This window comes from Bacillus siamensis KCTC 13613 (assembly GCF_000262045.1).
GTDB classification, from domain to species: domain Bacteria; phylum Bacillota; class Bacilli; order Bacillales; family Bacillaceae; genus Bacillus; species Bacillus siamensis.
The window spans coordinates 81,582-99,578 of the sequence record NZ_AJVF01000041.1 but is presented as its reverse complement, the minus strand read 5'-3'; the positions used below and the strand labels follow the sequence as shown (position 1 = coordinate 99,578).

Annotated in this window: 18 protein-coding genes and 1 other annotated feature (1 of these 19 cut by a window edge); of the genes, 4 read left to right on the top strand and 14 right to left on the bottom strand. The window is 48.0% G+C overall.

All coding sequences use genetic code 11. The features are described from left to right. Positions 1 to 188 (bottom strand) — a binding site (T-box leader); it reaches 45 nt to the left of the window's first position. A gap of 55 nt (positions 189 to 243) precedes the next feature. Next, entirely contained in the window at positions 244 to 1,962 is a 1,719-nt protein-coding gene (gene acsA / locus Y79_RS0115790; protein ID WP_016938553.1) for an acetate--CoA ligase, read from the bottom strand. A gap of 158 nt (positions 1,963 to 2,120) precedes the next feature. Between acsA and Y79_RS0115785 the strand changes: the two genes are divergently transcribed. Genes Y79_RS0115785 through Y79_RS0115775 form a run of 3 tightly spaced genes read left to right on the top strand, consistent with a single transcriptional unit; the run spans position 2,121 to position 4,585 of the window. Next, entirely contained in the window at positions 2,121 to 2,753 is a 633-nt protein-coding gene (locus tag Y79_RS0115785) for a GNAT family N-acetyltransferase (protein ID WP_016938552.1), read from the top strand. 24 nt (positions 2,754 to 2,777) lie between these two features. Continuing rightward, a complete protein-coding gene (locus Y79_RS0115780; protein ID WP_016938551.1) occupies positions 2,778 to 3,422 on the top strand; it encodes an acetoin utilization AcuB family protein in 645 nt (214 codons plus the stop codon). Next, a complete protein-coding gene (locus Y79_RS0115775) occupies positions 3,419 to 4,585 on the top strand; it encodes an acetoin utilization protein AcuC (RefSeq protein ID WP_016938550.1) in 1,167 nt (388 codons plus the stop codon). Before Y79_RS0115780 ends, Y79_RS0115775 begins: the two co-directional genes overlap by 4 nt. Positions 4,586 to 4,596: 11 nt before the next feature. On the opposite strand, the gene motS is transcribed toward Y79_RS0115775, so the two are convergent. The 12 genes from motS to Y79_RS0115715 form a co-directional block, all read right to left on the bottom strand. Further along, positions 4,597 to 5,286, bottom strand: coding sequence for a flagellar motor protein MotS (motS, locus tag Y79_RS0115770; protein ID WP_016938549.1), 690 nt, complete (start codon positions 5,284 to 5,286; stop codon positions 4,597 to 4,599). Continuing rightward, positions 5,276 to 6,091: a flagellar motor protein MotP gene (gene motP, locus Y79_RS0115765; RefSeq protein WP_016938548.1), complete on the bottom strand. Its 816-nt coding sequence runs from the start codon at positions 6,089 to 6,091 to the stop codon at positions 5,276 to 5,278. The genes motS and motP overlap by 11 nt, the downstream gene beginning before the upstream one ends. A 68-nt stretch (positions 6,092 to 6,159) precedes the next feature. Further along, complete coding sequence (gene ccpA / locus Y79_RS0115760) at positions 6,160 to 7,164, bottom strand: catabolite control protein A (RefSeq protein WP_016938547.1); 1,005 nt, start codon at positions 7,162 to 7,164, stop codon at positions 6,160 to 6,162. 278 nt (positions 7,165 to 7,442) lie between these two features. After that, entirely contained in the window at positions 7,443 to 8,519 is a 1,077-nt protein-coding gene (locus Y79_RS0115755; RefSeq protein ID WP_016938546.1) for a bifunctional 3-deoxy-7-phosphoheptulonate synthase/chorismate mutase, read from the bottom strand. Between the two features lie 235 nt (positions 8,520 to 8,754). Then, positions 8,755 to 9,081 carry a bacillithiol system redox-active protein YtxJ gene (gene ytxJ / locus Y79_RS0115750; protein WP_016938545.1) on the bottom strand — a complete coding sequence of 109 codons (327 nt, stop codon included), beginning with the start codon at positions 9,079 to 9,081 and terminating at the stop codon, positions 8,755 to 8,757. Between the two features lie 25 nt (positions 9,082 to 9,106). Next, complete coding sequence (locus Y79_RS0115745) at positions 9,107 to 9,520, bottom strand: YtxH domain-containing protein (protein WP_016938544.1); 414 nt, start codon at positions 9,518 to 9,520, stop codon at positions 9,107 to 9,109. A gap of 32 nt (positions 9,521 to 9,552) precedes the next feature. After that, on the bottom strand, positions 9,553 to 9,975 hold the full coding sequence (locus tag Y79_RS0115740) for a DUF948 domain-containing protein (RefSeq protein ID WP_016938543.1): 423 nt from the start codon (positions 9,973 to 9,975) through the stop codon (positions 9,553 to 9,555). A gap of 156 nt (positions 9,976 to 10,131) precedes the next feature. Further along, on the bottom strand, positions 10,132 to 11,430 hold the full coding sequence (gene murC, locus Y79_RS0115735; protein ID WP_016938542.1) for a UDP-N-acetylmuramate--L-alanine ligase: 1,299 nt from the start codon (positions 11,428 to 11,430) through the stop codon (positions 10,132 to 10,134). Positions 11,431 to 11,669: 239 nt separating this feature from the next. Further along, positions 11,670 to 14,264 (bottom strand): DNA translocase FtsK, encoded by a 2,595-nt coding sequence (locus tag Y79_RS0115730; RefSeq protein WP_016938541.1) that lies wholly within the window; start codon positions 14,262 to 14,264, stop codon positions 11,670 to 11,672. Between the two features lie 167 nt (positions 14,265 to 14,431). Continuing rightward, the gene (gene ytpR, locus Y79_RS0115725; protein ID WP_016938540.1) at positions 14,432 to 15,037 is read right to left on the bottom strand and encodes a YtpR family tRNA-binding protein; all 606 of its coding nucleotides are present in this window, start codon (positions 15,035 to 15,037) and stop codon (positions 14,432 to 14,434) included. A 14-nt stretch (positions 15,038 to 15,051) separates the two neighbouring features. Then, a complete protein-coding gene (locus Y79_RS0115720) occupies positions 15,052 to 15,861 on the bottom strand; it encodes a DUF1444 domain-containing protein (RefSeq protein WP_016938539.1) in 810 nt (269 codons plus the stop codon). 15 nt (positions 15,862 to 15,876) lie between these two features. Further along, complete coding sequence (locus Y79_RS0115715) at positions 15,877 to 16,200, bottom strand: thioredoxin family protein (protein ID WP_003152373.1); 324 nt, start codon at positions 16,198 to 16,200, stop codon at positions 15,877 to 15,879. 197 nt (positions 16,201 to 16,397) lie between these two features. Here Y79_RS0115715 and Y79_RS0115710 point away from each other — a divergent pair, with 197 nt between their 5' ends. Continuing rightward, the gene (locus Y79_RS0115710; RefSeq protein ID WP_016938538.1) at positions 16,398 to 16,844 is read left to right on the top strand and encodes a YtoQ family protein; all 447 of its coding nucleotides are present in this window, start codon (positions 16,398 to 16,400) and stop codon (positions 16,842 to 16,844) included. Between the two features lie 32 nt (positions 16,845 to 16,876). Here Y79_RS0115710 and Y79_RS0115705 read toward each other — a convergent pair whose 3' ends face one another. Next, positions 16,877 to 17,950, bottom strand: coding sequence for a M42 family metallopeptidase (locus tag Y79_RS0115705; RefSeq protein ID WP_016938537.1), 1,074 nt, complete (start codon positions 17,948 to 17,950; stop codon positions 16,877 to 16,879). Between the last annotated feature and the right edge of the window lie 47 nt (positions 17,951 to 17,997).

Genomic DNA, 17,997 nt, shown 5'->3' with positions numbered 1-17,997 from the left:
AAAAAAGCTTTTATCACTCTTTTTGATAACGGACCGTGTCCGTTCTTCCACTACTGAAAGCCTTGGAAGGGCTTTGTTCGCAAAAGCGGTTCATGAGTGTATTCGGCATATCTTATGTGCTGATTTTCACCGGCCATCAGCTCTCTGGAACAATCAGATATCCTACTTGTCTCAATCAAAACCTTTTCGTATGAAGCTTACTCATTTTTAACATAAATAAGATGTGATGTCAACGCCGTCTCTTTAATCTTCCATTGTGGACAGGTCGCCTGCCGGCAGGTTCAGCTCCCACGCCTTCAGCACACGCCTCATGATTTTTCCGCTCCGTGTTTTTGGAAGTTTATCTTTGAATTCAATTTCCCGCGGTGCGGCATGGGCAGCCAGCCCTTGTTTTACAAAAAGACGAATGTCCTCCTTCAGCTGATCGGATGGCTCATGCCCTTCTCTGAGCGCGATAAATGCTTTAATAATTTCCCCCCGGACAGGATCCGGCTTTCCGATGACACCGGCTTCGGCAATTGCCGGATGTTCAACAAGTTTGCTTTCGACTTCAAACGGGCCGACGCGCTCGCCGGATGTCATAATGACGTCATCGACTCTGCCTTGGAACCAAAAATAACCGTCTTCATCCATATAAGCTGAATCTCCGGAAACATACCAGCCGCCCGGCATGAAATAAGATTCATATTTTTCTTTGTTATTCCAAATGGAATCCATCATGGACGGCCAGCCCTTTTTAATGGCGAGGTTCCCCATTCGGTACGGCGGAAGCTCATTCCCTTGGTTGTCAACGATCGCCGCTTCCACTCCCGGAATCGGTTTCCCCATTGAACCCGGCTTGATCTCCATGCACGGATAATTGCAGATAAGCTGTCCGCCTGTTTCCGTCATCCACCACGTATCATGGATGCGCTTGCCGAACACTTTATGTCCCCACTTAATAACCTCCGGGTTTAAAGGTTCTCCGACACTCAGGACGTGACGAAGTGAAGTAAGATCAAATTTGGACGCCATTTCATCTCCGGCGCCCATAAGCATTCTGAAAGCGGTCGGAGCGCTGTACCAGACGCTCACACCGAGCTTTTCAATCGTGCCGTACCAGTTTTCCGGACTAAATCTGCCCCCGACGATCACATTCGCCGCTCCGTTCAGCCACGGCGCAAAAATCCCGTACACCGTCCCGGTCACCCAGCCCGGGTCCGCCGTGCACCAATATATATCGTCCTCTTTAAGATCTAGCACCCACTTGCCGGTCTGGTATTGCTGAATCATGGCTTCATGAACGTGAAGCACGCCTTTAGGTGTTCCTGTTGACCCTGATGTATAGTGAAGCAGGTAGCCGTCTCTTCTGTCCATCCATTCAATATCAAGTCTCGTGCTTTCTCCTTCAGCCGCTTTATCATAATGAATGATTTTATCTCCGGCTTCTTTGCTTCCGCCGACAATGAAGATATGCTCCAGGTCGGGCAGGCTGTCCGCCGGAATCCGTTCAGCCAGTTCAGGTGTTGTCACGACAACCTTGGCCTGGCTGTTCAACAGGCGGTCTTTCACGGCGCCTTCCATAAATGCTTCAAATAAAGGGCCGGCAATCGCACCGATTTTAATTGCGCCGAGCATGATAAAATAAAGCTCCGGCGAACGCGGCATGAAAATGAAAACGCGGTCCCCTTTTTCAACGTTTCCATACCGTCTCAGCACATTTCCCGCCCGATTCGATTCCTCCATCATTTCTTTAAACGTGTATTTTTCTTCCCGGTTTGCGTCCTTGTAATACAGCGCTACTTTGTTTTTGCGAAATGATTCGGCATGACGGTCAATCGCTTCGTACGCGGCATTCAACTTTCCGGTCTGATGCCAGGAAAACTCCGTCTCGACTTCTTTCCAATCGAAGCTGCGGTATGTTTCCTCATAATTTTGCAGATGATAATTCCCCTTTTCCGCTGGCAACGTTTTCAAATTCATGCAACATCCCCCTTTGCTTATCTATAGACTAATTATAGTAGATGTTCACAGTTTTCTCAATTTTTAAAATATAAATTACCGTACTATTGAAAACGCTTTATATTTTGTTATGCTTAAAGGAGATGTGTTTTTATTAAGAACCGACAGGCGGTGAATCAGTGAAACATCATAAAACGTACCATTCTTCATCTATTCAGACAGCAGCCGGCCCTCTTTTGGTAGAAGGGCCCGTTCCTCCAGAGAACTTAGCACAGTATGAGTTTCATGAAGGCCTGACAGCCTTTCGCCTTCCTCATGAACAGCACAAAGCGTTAGTCGAAATAGCCGGGCTTCCCGAAGGGCGGATCATCATCGCCAGGGACGAAGAGACGATTATCGGCTATGTGACGTATTTATATCCTGATCCGCTTGAACGGTGGTCTGACGGAAATATGGAAGATCTCCTTGAACTCGGGGCGATCGAGGTCGCTCCCGGCTACAGAGGCTGTTCTGTCGGAAAAACTTTGCTGACTGTCAGCATGATGGATGAACAGATGGAACGGTACATCATCATGACGACAGAATATTACTGGCATTGGGATTTAAAAGGGATGAAAAAAGACGTGTGGGAGTACAGAAAGATCATGGAAAAGATGATGAATGCCGGAGGTCTTGTCTGGTTTGCAACGGATGAACCGGAAATCAGCTCTCATCCGGCCAATTGTCTGATGGCCCGCATCGGCAGGCACGTCAGTCAGGAGTCAATTGAACAGTTCGACAGACTTCGTTTTTATCAGCGATTTATGTATTGACTGACATACAAAGGGGATAAAAAGATGATTGCAGAACAAATCATGAAACGGGACGTCATCACCGTCACAAAAAACGACTCCATAGAAACAGCCGTACATAAAATGAAGGCATATCATATCCGCCATCTCCCTGTCATCGACGAAGAACTGCACGTTGCCGGCATCGTCACAGACAGAGACATTAAACAGGCGGGCCCGGGCAGCTTTAAACAAGAAGACCGCGTCGCGTTTCTGACAAACAAAGTGGAAACCATTATGAAACGGAATGTCATCTGCGCCCATCCGCTTGATTTCGTAGAGGAAATATCGGCTTCTTTCTATGAGCATGGCATCGGATGTCTGCCGATTACGGTAAATCATAAGCTGACGGGCATTTTAACCAAAACCGATGTACTCCGGACCTTTGTCAGCCTGACAGGCGCAGCCCAGCCGGGATCACAGGTGGAAATTTTGGTGACGGATATGACCAAAAGTCTTGCTGATCTCAGCTGCATGTGCCGCGATCTTCAGCTGCAAATCTTGAGCGTGCTCGTCTATCCTCATGATTCCGCCGGGTCAAATATACTCGTCTTCCGGGTGAAGACGATGAATCCGCTCCCTTTTATCCGCAGCGTTCATGAAGCCGGGTACAATGTCCTGTGGCCGAAACAATTGAGGGATCAGTCATGAGAGACAGCGTTTTTGTTTACTCGCCTTCTTATCAGACGTATCAATTTCACCAGGATCACCCGTTCAATCAGCAGCGCGTGCTTTTGACATACGAGCTGCTTCAGGCGGCGGACGCATTTGAAGAGGGAGATATCGCCGCTCCGCGCATGGCCTCTAAAGAAGAGCTGGCACTCGTTCATACAGAGGATTACATACAGGCGGTTGAACTAGCGGGGGCGGGCCGGCTCCCTGCCGCAGAAGGAGAAAGCTACGGGCTCGGAACGGAAGACACCCCCGTTTTTGCCGGCATGCATGAAGCCGCGTCGCTTCTGGTGGGCGGCACTTTAACAGCGGCAGATTATGTCATGACGGGACAGGCGAGGCATGCCTGCAATTTAGGAGGGGGCCTTCACCACGGCTTCCGCGGCAGGGCATCGGGCTTTTGTATTTATAATGACAGCGCCGTGGCCATCCAATACATTCAGAAAAACTACGGGGCAAAGGTGTTATACATTGATACCGACGCTCATCACGGCGACGGCGTTCAATTTACGTTTTATGACAGGTCAGATGTCTGCACAGTTTCATTTCACGAAACCGGGCGTTATTTATTTCCCGGGACGGGACAAGTGCTGGAAAAAGGAAGCGGGCAAGGCTACGGCTATTCTTTTAACATTCCGCTGGACGCTTTCACAGAGGACGATTCCTTTCTTCACGCTTACAAAACGGCCGCTTCAGAAATCGCGGCTTTTTTTAAACCGGATGTAATCCTGACCCAGAACGGAGCGGACGCCCATTATTACGACCCATTGACACACCTGTCTACTACCATCTCCATTTATCAGGAAATCCCCCGGCTCGCTCACTCATTAGCCCATCAACATTGCAGCGGCAGATGGATCGCGGTCGGCGGAGGCGGATACGATATTTGGCGAGTGGTTCCTAGAGCATGGAGCCGTATATGGCTTGAGATGAAAGGGATTGATCCCGGGGAGCGCATACCGCAGGAGTGGATTCATAAATGGCAGAAACACTCGCCCTATACCCTGCCCGCATTTTGGAGTGACCCTGAACAATTATATCCTCCGATTCCCCGAAAAGAAGAAATATCAGAAAAAAACGCCCAAACCGTGGAAAAAGCGCTTTTTGCCATCCGGTCTGAACAGCGGTATAAAACAAAATAAAAAAACGACCCTTACGAGGAGGTCGTTTTTTTTATGACAATTTCCACACGGCGGTTTTCATTCATATGACCGGGGCTTTTGTTGTCCTTCACAGGTTTCGTATCCGCGTATCCGACTGAAATAAACCGTTTGGCGGAAAAGTCTTCTTTCGCGGTAAAATACCGGATCACACTCGCCGCTCTTGCAGACGACAGCTCCCAATTCGACGGGAATTGATAGGTGGAAATCCGGCGGCTGTCCGTATGGCCTTCCACCTGAATGTCATTCGGAATTGTTTTCAAAAGCACTGCGATCTGATGCAGGACTGGCTCGGCGTTTTTCAGCACATCCGCTTTTCCTGTGTGAAACAGAACGGCCTCCTGCAGCACAAGAACCACTCCGCGCTCATCGCGCTTCGCCGTTAATTTGGAACTCAAATGGTGCGATTTTATGTATGTTTTCACGTTCTGCAGCAGCAAATCCTGTTCTTTATTTTCGTTTGCTTTGTCTGATGACGCCGAAACACCCCCGCTGCCGTTTGTATGAATCGATGAAACGGCTGATTGAAATTTTTCCGCGTCTATTTGCGACATCGAAAAAAGCAATATAAAGAACACGAGAATGAGCGTGATCAAGTCAGCGAACGTTACCATCCATCTTGGTGAACCGCCGGAATTTTCCGGTTTGTTTCTTCTTTCAAAACGCTCTCTTCTAAGCTTCATGGACAGCGCCCTTTTTCTTGTTCGCAGGCTGCTCTTTACGCCAGTCTTCTCTTGAGCTGAAAACGACGAGCTGACTTTCGAGGTTGCGGGGATTTTTTCCCGATTGGATGCCGACAACCCCTTCGATCATGACCTGTTTGATGAAAATTTCACTTTCCGTTTTTTCTTCAAGCTTTGCCGCGATAGGGATAAACACGAGATTGGCAAGCAGTGCGCCGTACAGCGTCGTCAATAGCGCAACAGCCATGTTCGGCCCGAGGGTATGCGGGTCATTTAAATTTTTAAGCATGAGCACCAGTCCGACAAGCGTCCCGATCATTCCCCAGGCGGGCGCGAAATCACCGGCTTTTTCAAAAACGCGTCTTCCTTTTCTGTGTCGTTCTTCCATCGCGGCGATCTCAGAATCCATCACCAGCCGGATCGTTTCTTCGTCCCAGCCGTCAATCGCAAGCAAAAGCCCTTTTTTCAAAAACGGATCCTTAATCTCGCGCGCCCGGTCCTCCAGAGACAGCAGCCCCTGTCTTCGCGCCTGCTCTGCAAGGCTGACGAATACTCTGACAAGGTCCTTCACATTGTCATCCTGACGGGAAAATACCTGTTTTAAAACAGAAGGGGTTTTCTTTAAATCCCGAGGCGGAAAGCTGATAAAGACCGCCGCGGCAAGGCCGCCTGTGACGATTAAAAAAGAAGTCAGATCTAAAAATGAACTGATTCCCGCAAGTCCCGTTCCTGAGAGAATTCCGATTGCGACAATAATACATCCTAACATAAATCCAACGGGTGTCAGATAATCAAAACGTTTCATATCTTCTCCTTACTCAAGTAAAAAAGCAAGATTCCACTCCTCAGAGTGAAGCTTGCTTTTCCGTTTTTTTATGACTTTGTTGATTGTCTTAATTCGATGCGGTGAGGCAGCTCGACGATATGCTCTTCAACCGGCTCTTTGTTCATCAGTTTTGTCAAAAGCCTCATCGCCACGGCGCCGATATCGTAAGTAGGCTGCACGACTGTGGAAAGCTGAGGGCGGACCATCAGGCTCAATCTCGTATTGTCAAAACCGATAATATCAAGATCGTCAGGAATCGACAGGCCTTGATCCTGAGCCGCATGAATAATGCCGAGCGCCATTTCATCCGTTGCAGAAAGGATTGCCGTCGGCTTCCGCTCAAGGCCCATTAAGCTTTGAAGCGCCTCCATTCCGGAATCATAGGTGTAATCGCCTTCCGCTACGAACTGCTCATTAAACGGGATGCCCGCTTCTTCAAGCGCCCGTCTGTACCCTTGCAGTTTTTTCGAGCGGTTGATCGGCTCTGCCATCGGTCCGGAGACAAATGCGATATCGCGATGCCCTTTCTCAATGAAAAGCTTAACGGCATCATAAATCGCCTGTTCATAATCAATGGCGACAGAAGGCGTCTCTGCCTGTTCTTCCACTGATGCCGCCAATACGATCGGCACAGGAGAGCGCTTAAATTCTTCGACATGCTCGTCCGTAATGTTGCCGCCCATAAATACGATACCGTCCACTTGTTTGCCGAGCATCGTGTTTAACAGGTGCAGTTCCTTCTCGAGGTTTTGGTCCGAGTTGCTTAAAATAATATTATATTTGTACATCGTCGCGATATCTTCAATTCCCCGGGCAAGTTCCGAGTAGAAAATGCTTGAGATATCAGGGATGATGACGCCGACCGTTGTCGTTTTTTTGCTTGCCAGTCCTCTTGCCACCGCGTTCGGGCGGTAGCCGAGCCGGTCAATGGCTTCCAATACTTTTTTTCTGGTCGTCGGTTTTACATTCGGATTGCCGTTTACGACGCGGGAAACAGTCGCCATGCTGACATTTGCTTCTCTGGCCACATCGTATATCGTAATGTTGCTCACTGAAACCACTCCTTTTACTGGATACACTTATCCTTATCTATAGCATAAACACTTTATGTAAAGAAATGTCGTGCGTTTTCGCATTCTGTCGTTTATGGTTGTAAGCGTAAGTCAGTAGTGTACATTATTTTTCATTATTCATCAAATTTAAATACTTCTCATGAAATTATACACGTTTTTCCCAGTGATGAAAACGTTCACTTCCATTTTATAATTAAATAAAATGAAGAAACGAAAAAGGGCCGCACGAGGCGGCCCTTAAAGAACGGAACACTTTATTATGCTTTTACTTTCACCATCGGCTTTAATTCGTTCAGCCATTTCTCGAATTCAGGTATATCCATCTGCTGCGCAGAGTCTGAAAGGGCAACGGAAGGATCAGGGTGAACTTCGGCCATCACGCCGTCAGCGCCGATCGCAAGCGCCGCTTTTGCTGTCGGAAGCAGGAGATCGCGGCGGCCTGTTGAATGTGTGACGTCAACAAACACCGGCAAGTGAGTTTCCTGTTTCAAAATCGGCACGGCAGAAATGTCAAGCGTGTTTCTCGTTGCTGTTTCGTACGTTCTGATTCCGCGCTCACAAAGAATGATTTGGTCATTTCCTTGTGACATGATGTATTCAGCTGCATTGATGAATTCTGAAATCGTTGCGGCAAGACCGCGTTTTAACAATACCGGCTTTTTAACCGAACCGGCGGCTTTCAGCAATTCAAAGTTTTGCATGTTACGTGCGCCGATCTGAATGACGTCAATGTAATCAATCGCTTGCTCAATGTGGGCAGGCGTAACGATTTCACTGATCACCGCGAGGTCATATTCATCAGCGACGCGTTTGAGGATCTGCAGGCCTTCTACGCCGAGACCTTGGAAATCATACGGGCTTGTGCGGGGTTTGAACGCACCTCCGCGCAGGATTTTAATGCCTTGTTTTTTCGCAGCGGCCGCTACTTCCGCAACCTGCTCATAGCTTTCTACGGCACAAGGACCGACGATGAATCTCTGATCGCCGTCACCGACTTTTTCGCCTTTAATGTCAACGATCGTATCTTCTGCTTTTTTCTTCCGGGAGACGAGCAACGCTTTGCTGTGATCCTCTTCTTGAAGCTCAAGGCCGGCTTTGAAAATTTCTTTGAAAATATGCTGGATTGTTGAGTTTTCAAACGGGCCGTCATTGCTTTCAATAATGCGGTTAAGCATTGTACGCTCTCTGACGGGGTCAAATCGGTTGACACCCTGTGCTTCTTTGGCTTTACCGATTTCTTTTACAACGGCTCCGCGTTCATTGATTAATTTAAGGATTTGTAAGTTTAGTGCGTCTGCCTGCTGTCTTAGGCTCTCTAATTCCTTGTTGCTCATCTTTTTCATCCCTTCTATGCTATGTTTTATTTTAATGGTTAACATGCATCTTACTACAGTTATGCGAAAATAGGAATATGAAACAATAAATTTTTTCACATTTTACTTTATTACCAAAACGCTTTTAAGCTTTTATGCGTTGAAGTAACGTATATTGATATCCTACATGATATGGCTGAAATGATCAATAGTTTTTTTCAAAAAAAACCGCCGGTATCATCCGGCGGTCAGTAAATTATGAAAGGTGCTGCTCTATTGCGTTTTTTGTGATTTGGGAATGAGACGCGTGCCATTTCACTTCGCCGTTTGTAATGACGAATACTTGCGGGCTTTCATGTTTCACGCCGTATGTCTCGGCGATATAGTTTGAAAGCGGCCGGCTGTCCTGCACCTGCAGGTAATAAGAAGGCACTTCTGAATGCTCCGATGCAAAGGCGTCAAACTCCTGAAACGCCGCATGGCTGATCGGGCAGGTTGTGCTGTGTTTCAAAAACACGAACGTGCTTTCTTTCTCAGCGGCATTTTTGAACTCTTCTTCTGACGATATCAGCTGCTTTGTCATGTCTGTTATCTCTCCTTATTGAAGATCAGCGATTTGCCTGACCGGCTTTTTCCCCGGCGTCTTCCGCTTCGGCTTTGATGCTTTGGGCCGTGTCCTGCATTTCGCTTCTCGTCTCTTCGGCTTTCTCAGTTAGTGTGCTCTTAGAACGGTCTTTTAAATCCTTCACTTTATTCATAATCTGGCCTGATTGATCAGCTACCAGCTGGGTGATGTTAGATGTTTTATCCTTGGCGATGCTGACATATTGAGAGCCTTTTTCTTTCGCGTCGGCCGTCATTCTGTCCGTCCTATCTTTCAATGCAGAAGCCTGGCTGCCGAGATCGTCGCGCAGCTCCTTGCCTGATTTAGGCGCCAGAAACAATGCCGTTGTCGCGCCGATAATTCCCCCGATCAGCGTTCCGATTAAAAAATCCTTACTATTGATTCCATCTTTGCTCATTATGATTCCTCCTTAGTGGATTTTTCTTATGATTAAAGCGATGTTTTTTTCTTTTGCTTCCACTTGTCCCATATTTCCATAGCGGCCTGGCTCCAGGTGACAACCTGACTGATCTTATCCTGGTTCTCTCTGACAGAGGCCGAAACGGAACCGGCTGCCTGCTTTATGGATGTATTAAACTGCTGGACGGAAGTTCCCACTTCCTGCACAGCATGGACAACCGTATTTAATTTCTCTGATTTTTCCTGAATGTCTTCCGCGAGACGGTTTGTCTTATGTAACAGCTCAGTTGTCTCTGCGGTAATGCCCTTCATCTGCCCTTCAAGGCCGTCTAAAGTCGACGCTACGTTTGTTAAGGTCATCTGCACAGACTTTAATGTTTTGGACAGATAAATGACGAGGATGAGAAATGCTACGGCAATGAGTGCGACACTTAAGTAAAGAATGATAATCATCTAATACCTCCTTATTGCAGGATATAATGGTATATACCCAATTATTAAAATGATAAACATATATGAAAGGGGCTGTATGTATACTATTTCTCCGTTTATCGGTAAATCCCTTTGCAGCACGCGCAAAAAAGCAGTGAGAGCCCCACTGCTTTTTTGTTACGCTATGACGTTTTCATAGGCCCTCATATATTTTTGAATGTCTCCGGCGCCCATAAAGATCAGCACTGCGTCTTTATGCGCTTTTAACACGGATGTGTCATTCTCTTCAATGAGTTCTGCGTTATCGATTTTTTCCTGCAGATCCGTGATGGTGAGTTTGCCGACGTTCTCGCGGGCAGAGCCGAAAATGTCGCATAGATACACGCGATCGGCCGCGCTCAAGCTTTCTGCAAATTCATCAAGGAATGATTGCGTCCGTGTAAACGTATGCGGCTGGAATACCGCGATGATTTCACGTTCCGGATATTTTTGGCGCGCCGCCTCAATGGTGACTTTAATTTCAGTCGGATGGTGGGCGTAGTCGTCTATCAGCACCTGGCTGCCGATCACTTTTTCATTGAATCTGCGTTTGACGCCGCCGAATGATTCAAGTCCGCGCTTAATCATGTTCACGTCTATCTCTTCATAGTGGCAGAGCGCAATGACCGCTAATGAATTGAGGACATTGTGATGGCCGTATGCCGGGATGTAGAACGTATCGTAAAACGTATTGCGGACAAAGACGTCAAATGTCGTGCCTTCCGTATTTTTTACGATGTTTCTCGCTTGAAAATCGTTTTCTTCTCCCGTGCCGTAATAAACGACAGGCACATTGGCGTGAATTTTCGGCAGATACTCGTCATCACCGCAGGCAATGATGCCTTTGTTGACTTGAAGCGCCATGTTTTGGAAAGCATCAAACACATCGTCAATGTTGGCGAAATAATCAGGGTGGTCAAAATCAATATTCGTCATGATCGCATAATCAGGCTGATAGCTTAAGAAATGACGGCGGTACTCGCAGGCTTCAAATACAAAGTATTCGCTGCTTTCATTTCCTCTGCCCGTCCCGTCTCCGATAAGAAACGAAGTCGGCTTCGCCTGCTGCATCACGTGTGCCAAGAGACCCGTAGTGGACGTCTTGCCGTGTGCGCCCGTAACCGCGACACTTGTATATTTTTTCATATATTCAGCTAAAAATTTATGATATCTGATAACAGGAATTCCTTCAGCGAGCGCCTTTGCGATTTCCGGATGAGAATCAGGGAATGCGTTTCCGGCGATTACCGTTAAGCCCGGTTTGATGTTATCGGGGCTGAACGGATAGATCGGGATATTTCTTTTTTCAAGGGCAGCCTGAGTAAAAATCTGCTTCTCGATATCCGATCCCTGCACCTGATACCCTGTATCATGCAGGATTTGAGCAAGCGGGCTCATACCTGTCCCTTTTATTCCAACAAAATGATAAACAGTCATAATCGTACCTCCAACAAACGTCTATCTGTTCCCCAGTATATGACGCTCATTTCATTTTGCGACCGCCGCGGGCGAAAAGCCCGCACAGCGGCGCTTCCATTTATTTTTACGTTATCGTCAGTATCTGTAACTTTCTTTTTGATTAAACCTGCCGCATGATATTTCAGCGCGTGACAGTGATGCTGTTTGATGGTCCATCCATTATCATACCATGTTTGTGAGAAAAATGAACGATATTCTTATTCTTGAGTAATGTCAGCAGCCGTAATCAGCACTTCGCGGGGTTTGCTGCCCTTTGCTTCTGAGATCATGCCTTCAGCTTCCATCATGTCAATCAGCCTCGCCGCACGGTTATAGCCGATCCTGAACCTTCTTTGAAGGCTGGAGGTGCTGGCGCTGTTTTGCTCCACGACAAATTGGCACGCCTCAGGAAACAGCTCGTCCTCTTCCTTGAGGGCGGTTCCCTGCCTGATCAGTTCTTCCTGTTCAAACAAATAAGACGGCGGGAGCTGCTTTCTGACATGAGAGACGACGCGGTCAATCTCACTGTCTGACACAAAGTTGCCCTGCAGACGCACCGGTTTTCCTGTACCGTTTTCCCAGTAAAGCATGTCGCCTTTTCCCAGCAGCTTTTCCGCCCCCGCCATGTCGATAATCGTTCTGGAATCGACCTGACTTGAGACGGAGAATGCGATCCTCGTCGGGATGTTCGCCTTGATCATGCCGGTAATGACATCGACAGACGGACGCTGTGTCGCGACGAGGAGATGAATGCCGCAGGCTCTCGCTTTCTGCGCGATTCTGGCAATACTTTCTTCCACATCGTTCGGCGCGACCATCATTAAATCGGCAAGCTCATCAATAACGACTACGAGGTACGGGAGCTTTTCGCCTGTCTTATGATCAGCCGTTAATTCATTAAAGCGGCCGATATCTCTCACACCTGAATGAGCAAACAGTTCATACCGCCGTTCCATCTCTTCCACAACCCATTTTAACGCCGCGGTTGCGGCTTTGGCGTCCGTGATGACGGGGCTGACTAAATGCGGAATTTGGTTATAAGGCGCAAGCTCGACCATTTTCGGATCAATCAAAAGCACTTTGACCTCGCTCGGATCCGCCTTATAAAGCAGACTGACCAAAATGGTATTGATGCAGACGCTTTTTCCCGATCCTGTCGCACCCGCAATCAAGCCGTGCGGCATTTTTTTCAAATCAATGACGACCGGGTTGCCGGAAATATCGACACCGAGCGCGGCTGTAAGCGGAGACGGATTCGTCCTGAAAGCGGCGCTTCTGATCATCTGCCGTAAATCAACGACCTTGCTTACGCGGTTCGGAACTTCAATGCCGATCGTGTTTTTGCCGGGGATCGGCGCCTCAATCCGAATATCCTTGGCAGATAAACTCAGCTTTATATCATCTGCTAAGTTTGTAATTTTGTTTACTTTCACTCCCGGCTCAGGATGCACTTCAAATCTTGTGACGGACGGGCCTTGTGTGACATGAACGACTTGGGCGCGCACATTAAAGTTTTTCAGCGTGACGTTTAAAAGCTCGCGCTGTTCTTCAATCCATGATTGGTCGTCATGTCTCTGCGCCGGCGGTACGTCCAGAAGCGACAGATTCGGGAAAACATAGCCCGCACCGCCCTCTGGCGTCTTCGCCTGCTTGTGTTTATCGCTTTTAAGCATCATGACGTTAAACGGAACACTGCGCTCTTTCGGCCGCTCCGCCGTTTTCACGGGCTGTTCGTGATTCTTCGTTTTTTCTTCGACAGGCGGGGCCGGGGCTTCGGGCGGCTCGATGACTGCAGATTCAGGCTCCGGTTCAGAATGCTGAGGGGCTTCGTTGAACTCAGGCTGTTCATCTGCTTTTTGTTCCGCGTCAGCCTCAGGCGATTCAGACTGCGGCTGAACTTCCTCTTCATTCCCCGGTTCTGAGTATGTATATACCGGTTCCCCAGCGGTTTCAAAAGCTTGAGCGGCTTCCGTCTCAGACTGCTGATACTCCTCCTGCTGCGGCGCTTGTTCTTCCGTGTGTTCAGACGGCCGGGACGCTTCATACTCAGTCTCATTTAAAGGCTGCGGCTCGGTTTGTTCCAGCTCTTGTTGATCTGTATAGCCGGCAGGTTCCGTGCTTTCCGGCTGCTGCAGGTCTTTAGCCTGGCGCGGTTCTGATGCACTGTACACTTGCTCTTTTGCATTCTCAGCCTCAGTGTGCGGCTGCTCTTTTTGGGCGGCCTGGAATTCTTCCGTTTCTTGTTTCACAGACGGTTCCGGCCGGGTGTCCGTCTGTTTTGTCATGCCGGATGCTGTGAATGCGGGCTCTTTTTCCGTTTCCTGACCGGACTTTGGCGGAACAAATTGCTCCTCTGACAGCAATGTCACGCTCTCTTCACGCTGTTTTTGCGGATTAGGCGTTTTTTTAATGCTGTGCTGAGATTGAAAACCGTAGACCGGTGAAGGAATGGAGGACGGTTTAAAGGGCTTTTTCACCGGCTCCGGCTCTTCATATGTATGCTGCTTCCGCTCCCGCTCCGTATGCTCCGTCGCGGCGGCATATCCCCGGGACGGCTGGCGGCGGCGTTCATGCCTTTCCTGCTGTCTTTGTTCCGTTCGCTTATAGCCGTCCGGAACGACAGGAAAGCGGAAATTCCCTTTCGGATATTCGTAATATATTTTAGGATCTTCCATGCGCGTTAATTTGCCTTCTGGCTGATCCGGTATCTGCTGTTTCGGGATTTGGGCATGTGTGTTCGGTTCATGTTCATGTTCATGCTCTTCTTCTTTTTCACCTAAAAATAAGTCAAAAAATTTATTCAGCCAACTCATGTTTAATCACTCTCTAACTCCCTTATTAGTAGTCTGGGACGATATTTAGTATACCACTGCCGGGCGGCTCAGAAAAGATTAAGCTCCCAACTGAAGAAAGCCGTTAAGCAGGCCTGCTTAACGGCTTTCTCTCACATCATTCGATTTTGTGCGCTTATTTATGGGAGTTAGAATTGAAATGCTTCGCCGGCCTCGCGGCTGTCTTCAAGAACGAGAATGCCTTTTTCCGACGGCGCATCCGGCAAAGCGAGTTCTTTCGCGGAGCAGATCATGCCGCTTGACGGAACGCCTCTTAATTCAGCATCTTTAATGACAAGTCCGCTCGGCATCACCGCGCCGACTTTAGCAACGACGACTTTTTGTCCTTTGTCTACGTTCGGCGCGCCGCAAACGATTTGAAGGGTTTCCTCTCCCACATTCACTTGGCAGATATTCAGTTTATCCGCATTCGGATGTTTTTCTTTCGATTCAACATGACCGACAACAAATTTCGGAGAAAGGTCAACTGTCAGCGTTTCTGAAACGCCGTTTCTGTTCAGTATTTCATTCACGTCCTGAACGAATGTCTCAGACAAAGCGACAGGGCCGTTGTCCTCAATCTGTAAATAAGAAGACACGTTAAAAATATTAAAGCCCGTCGTTTCTTTTGTTTCTTTGTTAAAGATTCTGACGACATCGCCTTCTCTTTCATAGCCGATTTCTTCACGTGCTGCATCTTTAAGAGAGATCAGAAGCGTATCTCCCACACCTTCTTTATTGTAAAAAGCGTTCATAAGAAAAATCCTTTCTAATCCTTTTTCGGCCGGCTTTTCGCCATGATAAACACAGGTTCCAGTCTGCCTTCATTATAGAGAAATGAAAGGGCCGTAATCGGCACCGTGCCGCTTGCAAAGAAGCTCATGGACATTTGCCCTAAAATATCATAACCCGATTCATTTCGAATGTCAGCAAGTATTAATACATCCTGATGCGGGACAGAAATCGCTAATTCGCCTTCAGCGGCCTGTTTGTATTCATGAAGAATCGAATCATTGAGAATCCGGCTGGCGTCATAGCCGTCATTCGCTCTGAAAAAATAAAAATAATTGCCCGCAACCGTATCCTGCTTCACGACCGAAGGGAGCGAGCGGAGATTGAATGATGCCGTTTCCCTGATCCGTTCTTTTGTCCAGTTTTCTTTCTCAAGCATCCGGCTGTCAATTAAGCGGTACGTCTTGCCGAGGTCAAGCGCGTAGTAGATTCTGGTTTCGGCGGTATGGTCATCATACACGAGCGGAATGCCGTCGCCCGTTTGATCAGGAAATGACGTGGAGCGGATCACCGGATAAATTCCGGCTTCCTTTCCGGACATCTCCTGTCCGCTTCCTCCCATCGCCTCCATCGCTTCTGACACATAGTAGACGATCTCGTCGATCGCTTCTTCTTTTTTCGTCTCCCACTTGGCGATGATCGGCGGAAGTTCTAATGTGATGCCTTTTTTGGTCGTTTGATCCTCAACACGGAGGGTGTCTTTTTCTCTGTCAAAAAAGAAGGATCGGTTCTCGTGCTGCAGGCGCTGTTTTAATAGATCCGACAGCTTCCTCGACGTCATCTTCAAAGCCCGTGGCCTCCTTTATGCTTTAGCAAGGGAATCGGTTAAAAATTGCTCGATTTCTTCTTTCGTTTTGCGGTCTTTGCTGACGAAGCGGTTTACTTCTTTTCCTCCGTTAAATACCACAAAACTCGGAATGCCGTAGATTTCCCATTCCGCACATGTATCGATAAATTGATCGCGGTCTACGTAGTAATAAGTGAATTCAGGAAAATCCGCTTCCAGCTCAGGGAGAAACGGCTCCACAAAGCGGCAGTCCGGGCACCAATCTGCAGAAAACATAAATACCGCCCAATCGTCCTGTACCGCTTTTTGCAATTCTTCCGTGCTTTCAATCTTTTTCATTGTCATTCCTCCATCTGGATTTTGAGTTTTTTTGTATGCTGATGTTTGTCCAATTGGATCATACCAGACTGTTTACAGCAAGACCAACTATATGCAATATCATTATCATATTTCATTTGCATTATCAAGCAAGTTTCGTTTACCATTTGGCTTATAGCCGTACGAAAATCTGAATATGGAATAAGGAGGAGCAAAAGATGCAGTTTGTCGTATATTTAGCCGGTGAAATCCACAGCGATTGGCGGAACGAGATCAAGAACAAAGCAAAAGCGCTGCACCTGCCGATTACGTTTGTCGGACCGATGGAAAACCATGAGCGCTCAGACAATATCGGAGAAGAGATTATGGGCGAGCAGCCTGATTCTGTTTTAAAGGACGCCAGAGCCTCTGATATCAACAATTTCCGTACAGAGGTGCTGATGGAAAAAGCCGATTTTGTGATCGCCCTGTTTGGCGAGAAATATAAACAGTGGAATACCGCAATGGATGCTTCTTATGCCATCGCAAAAGGCAAGCCGCTCATTCTGATCCGTCCGAAAGAGCTGCACCATCCGCTGAAAGAGCTTTCCGGCAAAGCGAATATTACGGTGGAAACCGTCAATCAAGCGATGAAAGCACTCTCTTATTTATTTGAAACAGAATAAGCAGGCCGCCTTATGCGGGCCTGCTTATTTTTTCACACATTTTCTCTGATCGTTTCGACCGTCTGCTTGTCACTCGCCATGACCAGCTTAATGAGCATTTCTTTCGCCGCGGCATAATCATCGACATGGATGATGGCGGCATTTGTATGAATGTATCTTGAACAAATGCCGATGACGGCTGACGGAACCCCGCTGTTTGATATGTGAACCCGCCCGGCATCCGTTCCTCCGCCGGAAGCGAAATATTGATAAGGGATATTGTGCGTTTCCGCCATATCAAGGACGAACTCTCTCATCCCGCGGTGCATGACCGTCGTTCTGTCGAGTATGCGGAGCAGCACTCCCTCGCCGAGACGGCCGAACAGCTCCTTATCGCCGCTCATATCATTTGCCGGGCTGGCATCAAGCGCGAAGAAGAGATCAGGCTGAATCATGTTGGCCGCTGTCTGCGCCCCTCTCAGGCCGACTTCCTCCTGAACGGTGGCCCCGGCGTACAGGTTGTTCGGCAGCTCTTTTCCGTGCAGCTCTTTTAATAATTCAATGCTTAATCCGCATCCGTAGCGGTTATCCCACGCTTTGGACAATATTTTCTTCTCGTTTGCCATCGGGGTGAACGGGCAGACCGGCACGACCTGCTGACCCGGTCTGATCCCCATTTTGACCGCGTCCTCTCTGTCATCTGCACCGATATCAATCATCATATTTTTGATCTCCATCGGCTTGGCGCGCTGGGCATCCGTTAAAATGTGGGGCGGGATGCTTGAGATGACGCCGATGACAGGTCCGTTATCCGTCTGAACCTCGACGCGCTGGGCCAGTAGCACTTGACTCCACCAGCCGCCGAGCGTCTGAAATCTCAGCATGCCGTTATCCGTAATCTGCGTTACCATAAATCCGACTTCATCCATATGGCCTGCTACCATAATAGTGGGCGCATCTTCAGCACCGCGCCTTACGCCGAAAACACTTCCGAGTCTGTCCTGCACGATGTCATCCGCATATTTCGCAAGCTCCCGTTTCATAAAGGAGCGGACCTGATGTTCATTTCCCGGTGCGCCGGGAAGCTGCGTCAGCGTCCGGAAAAGCGTTTTCGTTTCCTCATTCATATTTTCCCCTCATTTCTATGTAATGCTTTTATTTTATTAGAAAAACA